Annotated in this window: 7 protein-coding genes; 3 read left to right on the plus strand and 4 right to left on the minus strand. The window is 39.2% G+C overall.

Annotated elements, in window-relative coordinates; genetic code table 11:
* The 3 genes from QVB70_RS14645 to QVB70_RS14655 form a co-directional block, all read left to right on the plus strand.
* Positions 1–1,754 (plus strand): aldehyde ferredoxin oxidoreductase family protein (locus QVB70_RS14645; protein WP_287587728.1); only part of this gene is annotated, 1,754 nt, incomplete at its 5' end.
* A gap of 127 nt (positions 1,755–1,881) precedes the next feature.
* Positions 1,882–2,262: a hypothetical protein gene (locus QVB70_RS14650; protein ID WP_287587729.1), complete on the plus strand. Its 381-nt coding sequence runs from the start codon at positions 1,882–1,884 to the stop codon at positions 2,260–2,262.
* Positions 2,263–2,397: 135 nt separating this feature from the next.
* Positions 2,398–2,685 (plus strand): MoaD family protein, encoded by a 288-nt coding sequence (locus QVB70_RS14655; protein ID WP_287587730.1) that lies wholly within the window; start codon positions 2,398–2,400, stop codon positions 2,683–2,685.
* Positions 2,686–2,721: 36 nt separating this feature from the next.
* Here the strand turns inward: QVB70_RS14655 and QVB70_RS14660 are convergent, their stop codons facing one another.
* From QVB70_RS14660 to QVB70_RS14675, 4 genes are all read right to left on the minus strand, one after another.
* A complete protein-coding gene (locus QVB70_RS14660) occupies positions 2,722–4,155 on the minus strand; it encodes a radical SAM protein (protein WP_287587731.1) in 1,434 nt (477 codons plus the stop codon).
* Positions 4,155–5,252: a hypothetical protein gene (locus tag QVB70_RS14665; protein WP_287587733.1), complete on the minus strand. Its 1,098-nt coding sequence runs from the start codon at positions 5,250–5,252 to the stop codon at positions 4,155–4,157. The genes QVB70_RS14660 and QVB70_RS14665 overlap by 1 nt, the downstream gene beginning before the upstream one ends.
* A 111-nt stretch (positions 5,253–5,363) precedes the next feature.
* Positions 5,364–5,522, minus strand: a complete 159-nt coding sequence (locus tag QVB70_RS14670; protein ID WP_287587734.1) for a rubredoxin — start codon at positions 5,520–5,522, stop codon at positions 5,364–5,366.
* A gap of 567 nt (positions 5,523–6,089) precedes the next feature.
* The coding region (locus QVB70_RS14675) for a ZIP family metal transporter (protein ID WP_287587736.1) at positions 6,090–6,382 on the minus strand (293 nt) is incomplete at its 5' end.

Raw genomic sequence — 6,382 nt, forward strand, 5'->3', positions numbered from 1 at the left:
TCGGTGTTAAAATTCTTTATGACCGATTGAAGCCAGGAACTGACCCACTTTCACCAGACAACATCCTCATCGTTCTAACAGGTCCGCTAACTGGTACAGGCGCGCCAAGTTCTGGGCGATTCTGTACTGTTACTAAGAGTCCCCTCACTGGTACAGTTTCTGACTCGCACTCTGGAGGAGACTACGCTCACGCACTCAAAGCTGCAGGATTCGATTATTTAGTAATTACAGGAAAAGCCGCTAAACCAACAATGATTTTGTGCGAAGACGGAAAAATTGAACTGAAAGATGCTTCAAAGTACTGGGGTATGGATGTTCATGCGACGGAAACAGCAATCCTTGCAGATTTAGATCCATCTTCAGTAGGAAAGGACATCGAAAAATTAGTGCGCAACCCAATTGGTGTGGCAAGCATCGGACCACCCGGAGAAAATATGAAACGCATTGCGGCTATTATGAACAGATTCTACCGTGCCGCTGGAAGAGGTGGACACGGAGCTGTTATGGGTTCAAAGAACCTAAAAGCTTTAGTGGCACGAGGAAAACAGAGGATTCCAATGGCTGATGAAGCTGCATTCAAGGCAGCTGTTAAGAAGAACGAAGACGAGGTAATGCAGGCTGGAGACGTCACAAAGATCGGAGGTGGACTCTACACACTTGGTACAGCGCTGCTGGTTAACATCGTCAACGGTGCAGGGATTTATCCAACACATAACTTCCAAATGGATGTATTTCCAGGTGCTGAAGTCACTTCTGGTGAATACATCAAGGAAAACAGATTGATCAAGAATGTCGGTTGTAAGGGCTGCAGAATCATGTGTGGTCGATGGAGTAAGATCGAAAAAGGACCATACGCCGGAACTGTATGTGAAGGGCCTGAATACGAAACAACCTGGAGTTGGGGAGCAGACTGTGGAGTAGACGACATTGATTACGTCTTAACAGCGCATCACATTTGCAATAAATACGGTTTAGACGCAATCCAAGCGGGTACAGCTTGTGCCTTCGCTATGGAATGCTATGAAAAAGGAATCATCACCAAAGAAGACACTGGTGGAATTGACCTCACATTTGGCAATACAGAAGCAATAGTACAGGTTGCTGAAATGATAGGTAAGGTCGAAGGAATCGGTGCAATTCTGGGCGATGGTGAAGAGATGTCTGCAAAGAAATGGGGTAAAGGTGCTGATAAATTCGCGATGACAGTCAAAGGACAAAGCATGCCCGCGTATGACGGTCGTGGTGCCAAAGCACATGCATTAGGTTATGCTACCTCCAACAGAGGTGCTTGCCACTTAAGAGCATACATGATCAATCCAGAAATCTTGGGCGCACCTGAACAATTGCCTCGATTCGACCCAGGTCAAAAATCAATTGACATGCTGATCGCGTTTCAGGACTTCGTAGCGGCAATGGACAGCTCACTTGTCTGCCAGTTCGTTACATTCTCAATGGGTTCCCAAGAATTCGCAAATATTCTAGCCCCAATAACCGGTTGGGATATAACAGCTGAAGAATTTGACTCTATTGGCGCACGCATCTGGAACCTCGAAAGGATGTTCAACTACCGCGAAGGATTTACGGCGGACAATGATAGCTTACCAACAAGGATTCTCGAAGAGCCTATTCCAGAGGGACCATCGAAAGGAAACACGGTTCCATTAGCTAAACTAAAGCCGATGTACTACAAGACCCGCGGCTGGAACGATGACGGTAGCGTACCCGCCAGTATAAAGTCGAAATATGGCCTATAAAACAAATTTCATTCCCTTTTTTTGTTTCTTTTTTTTCTTAAACTAGTTTTCACATGATGTCACACATGCAGAGAAGTGAAATTATTTAAAGAGTATTCTTGAGTGTAAAAGATGAAAGGTGTCGCTTATGAAAAACGAAAGAAGATTTAGAACCGTAAATGTGCCGCTTCAGATATTTAACAACTGTGCCATCTGTGCCGAACGTATAGGAATAACGCTCACGAAAAAAGAAATACTTAAACATGAAGGAGACGACTTTGATGGCATTATAGAAGGTAAAAGAGCGGATTCTTCAGGACAACTAATAATTCGAATGACAATCCATGGATGGCGAGATATGAATCATCATGGTGGCTTCTGGCCTACATCAGAAACTACTGATCTCACCATTGAAACATTTGAGGTCAAGGGCAATAAAGAACTTCCAGATACGCCAGCTGCAAAAGCCCTAAACGAGAAATTTAATGATCATCTTAGTAAACATTATGTGTGGCACACGTCCGGCTAGTAGCTGTCTTTAATTTTTTTGTGCTCAAATGACACTTACAAAAATACCTATATATGAGTAGCAAGAGCAACGTAAACGATTGCCAAAATACAAACCTTAAAGATATTCTAATACTCATAAAAAAGTGTGAAGAAAATGGTTGCCGTAACTGTTAAATTCTATGGTCAGTTACAAGAAGTTGTGAACGAAAAATCCAGACAAGTCACACTTCAACGTTGCGATGTAGAAGATCTAGTTGATACCCTTATCAAAGAACATGGAGAAAAGTTGAAAGAGAAACTTATCGATGCTGAAACAAATCAAATCACTGACCGCCTGGTGATGTTTGTAAATGGTATGAATATTAAGGGCTTAAAAGGGGCAAAAACAGAACTAAAAGAAGGAGATCTTATTACGATTTTTCCGCCTGGTGGTGGAGGATAAAACGCCCTACAAGTAGAGAACAGGCTATTTTTAAACTTAATGAGTTAAAGCATACACTTGATCATTGAAATAGTTGGCAAACCGGATAATATCGGTTTCTGACATATGTTCCGTCTCATATCCCAGACGGGAACTGACTGGAACGCCTAAAGCGAATTTCTTGTAGGTTAAATAGAAATCAATGAATTTTGAAAATTTTAGTGTGATGCCAAATTTTTGAGGATCTAAAAAGCGCGGAGAGCCAGGCTCAAGAAAAATTGGATTACAAGCGATATGAATAATATTTGGATATTCTTCAACGACCCTTTTTCCAAGCTGAACAGTTTCTCTGAAATCTGTAACAGTTTCACCAGTCAATCCAGTGGTGAAATATAATTCGATGGGAATAAAGTTTTCTTTGGTGAGATCTAACCACGAAAATAATTCTGAATCGCTATAATAAAATCCTTTATTCAATTTCCGAATCGTTTCACTACCAGATTCTGGAGACAATGTAAGGGTAGTGTATAAAGGATTGAAAGTTCTTTTAAATTCTTCCAAAAACTTTTTTGACGTGACATCCCACACCAAAAATTGGGTAGAAACGTCTATACCCTCTTTTCGGATCATTTCAAAGAGTTTAAAATAATATTCACGTGTTTTTCGCCCAAAGGGGTCAAAATCGCAGTATGCACACGAGATTTTCATTTCTGCAAATACTTTCAAAGTTTCAATTACTTTTTCTTGTGAACGGTATAAGGGCGTCGAACGTCCTGTAAGGAGGCATTGTGCGTTATGGCCACCTCCGCAATAACTGCAATTTACTGCACACCCTCTCCCTACACATAACCATCCCTGTCTTTTCAGTTTTTGGCGAAGGTCGTCATTTTCGTGAGTAAGTTGTAGGTAGTTGTACCAGTTTCTGAGCAATGAGATTCTATGAAAATTGAACGAGTCAAACTGCTCTTGAGAAGGACAGTAATTCTTTTTACTTTGTTTTATGCTATCATTTTCGCGATAAAACAAATTAGGGACGCTAGATAGATCTTGGGAGGGAAGAGTTTTCAAAAGATCTAACATTGGAATTTCTGCATCACCTTTAACAATTGCATCAACACACTCAAATTTTTGTAGTAGTTCTTCAGCAAAACAAGAAGCAGTGAAGCCACCCAGCACAATGAAGATATTTTCGTAAGTATTTTTTGCTATTTCAGCAATACGCAATGCATCATAACTATGAGGATACCAGTGAAGATCGATTCCAAGAACTGTAGGTGTATATTCTTTGAATAGCGCTTCTATCGTGAAAGAAGGATTGAGCATTTCTTCCAATCCGGTATGAACGATTTCTGTTGAAAATCCATTCCGATCAATGTAATCGGCAATGGCAATACTCCCCATTGGAAGTATCACGTTAGTCAGTACGTTAGTAGGGGAACGTGTCTTGACGCGAGTCGTGGGATGTACGATTAAACAATCAAGGTCCTTCACTATACTTCCTTCTTCAAAATTTGTAGGGAATGGATTACTCTAAAGCCAATTTGATCAAGAAGAGAGGTGAGAAATTCATTTTGTTCGTCAATATATCCAATCTGGCAGGTATTTACACCTTTTTCCCTCATTGTAAGTGCTGTCTTATGAAACAGGCCCTTAAAGAGATCACTATCTTTGATCTTCATGCCAAACCTAAAGATTTTACCTGTTGTGAACTGGTGTGTCCTTATCAAATCTGGATAAAGGAAAGGTATTGGTAACGTATTTTTTGGTAATTCAAAAAGATTTGGCGTCCATTGAAAGAACCCTACAAATTGTTTATTATGGAAACCAATAACACCATGATCTCCAAGCTCAAACGTGTATTGCGAAGAAATAAAGGTGAATTGATTTGCAAATGAATAATTTTTTACAACCATATCAGAAGGGGTGATGTCTTCTAGTGATATGGTTATATTTTTGTCTTTTAGGTCCTTTAGTATTTCATACGGCAGTTTTTGATCCGAGATATGTAAATTACTTAACAACGTTTCGATTTCACATTCGTAACATAGCAATCTGCTGTATTCCTTGAACCCTGCTTCTTGTAGTTGATCAAGAGATTCTTTCAAGGGAGGGGTAAAGTTGGATAATTTGCTGACATCATAAGAAAAGTGTGTGAGCGAAGTTGGGTAAGCACTATGAGGTGAATCTGTTTCCACTGCATACGTGGTTGTCATATGCTCAATCTGACTTTCCATTACCAGTATTACTTTACCCAACTCTTGAAAATAGTTGGTGATCTCATCAAACAAATTATGAATAAGTGAGGGGTCTCTATTATTTCCAAGCCAAACTGGATGATTGAAATATATAACTAAGCATTCGTCATTGTTGATAAAAGGGAATGCGAATGAGAATAATAAATCGTTTAGAGTATTTTCTTCTTTGATAAATAGGGTACAGGGTAAGAGGGCAGGAATCTTAGACCCGTGGTAGGAAAGAAAATCAAAGGGAGTGCCCATTGAAAATGATTTGTAATTGGAAGCAGTAAAGAGAAACGGGACTTTTCTAAACAATGATAGTGGCAATCTAATATCTATTCGTATTTTCAAGTCTTGTCATCCGCTTTGTAGTTTGACAAATCTATGGGATGTAAACTTTAAAAAATAGATTGGAACTTTACCGTGTCAGGCTTTGATTTTTGTAGTTAGATAAAGTCCCATTTACATTTTTTTGAACATGTCCTTGTCCGCACCACAGACTGGACATACCCAATCATCTGGGATTTCCTCAAATGGAGTTCCAGGTGCCACAAATGGCTCATCACCTACTTCTGGGTCATAAATATAGCCACATACTGAACACTGCCACTTTTCTGCCAATTAGTTTTCCTCCTTATTCTTAGTAATCACTAATGTAAGTCTTATATGAATGAGGTGCTTTATGGGCAGATTCTTTATTTCACAGTTTTGGTTTTGACAAATGAAGGCAAAAGAATATCAAAATTTGTTTTTCGCTTGATCTTGCACTTAGAAGAAAATCAATTATTTTGCCATCGTGGACAGCCAAGAAAATGAAATCAGGAAATTTTTCAGGTAATTCGGCGATTTCAACGAGAAGTAATCTAAACCATGGTTATATCGTACCAGATTGAGGCTTCGCTAGATAAAGGAATTCTGACTCTGATCCTTCCAAAGAAGGAACCAGAACCAGCGAAGAAAGTCGAAATTAAATAACCATCTTCCTTCTTTTTTCATTATTTGTATACAAGCTATTTTAAAGGTATAGAATTTAACTTTTCGTTTTATTATGAACCTCTATAAGGCGTTAGACCTTTTAAGTTCAGTTTAATTCACAAGAAAGTGTTCTCTGAATAATGGCGCAGAAAATCTGAATTTTCCTGAAATACTTGAGGAACTTCTGTCGTGATATTGAAGAACATAATCATTCTAGGGATGAAGTTGAAGGATCAGAAGAATTGTTCCAACTCCAGCAATCATTAAAAGAAATTGTCGTAGAGCATATCCGACACCAACTTTGCGATGTAGTTCAGGTGTTAAATCAGATAACGCAATATACAGAAAACTTGCTGCCGAAATAGCCATAACGTAAGGAATAGCGGTTTGGATGATATCTAAAGCGAAATAAGCGATAATTGCTCCGGGTACGGTACTTAAACTAGAGAGAAGGTTTAAGAATAGCGCTTTTCTTTCTGAATAACCGCCATGAAGAAGTATTCCAA

Source organism: Candidatus Borrarchaeum sp., from assembly GCF_019058535.1.
Classification (GTDB): domain Archaea; phylum Asgardarchaeota; class Sifarchaeia; order Borrarchaeales; family Borrarchaeaceae; genus Borrarchaeum; species Borrarchaeum weybense.

Bases quoted from the DNA above. Each gene is read 5' to 3' on its own strand.
- QVB70_RS14650 (WP_287587729.1), top strand. From the start codon at position 1,882: ATGAAAAACGAAAGAAGATTTAGAACCGTAAATGTGCCGCTTCAGATA.
- QVB70_RS14655 (WP_287587730.1), top strand. From the start codon at position 2,398: ATGGTTGCCGTAACTGTTAAATTCTATGGTCAGTTACAAGAAGTTGTG.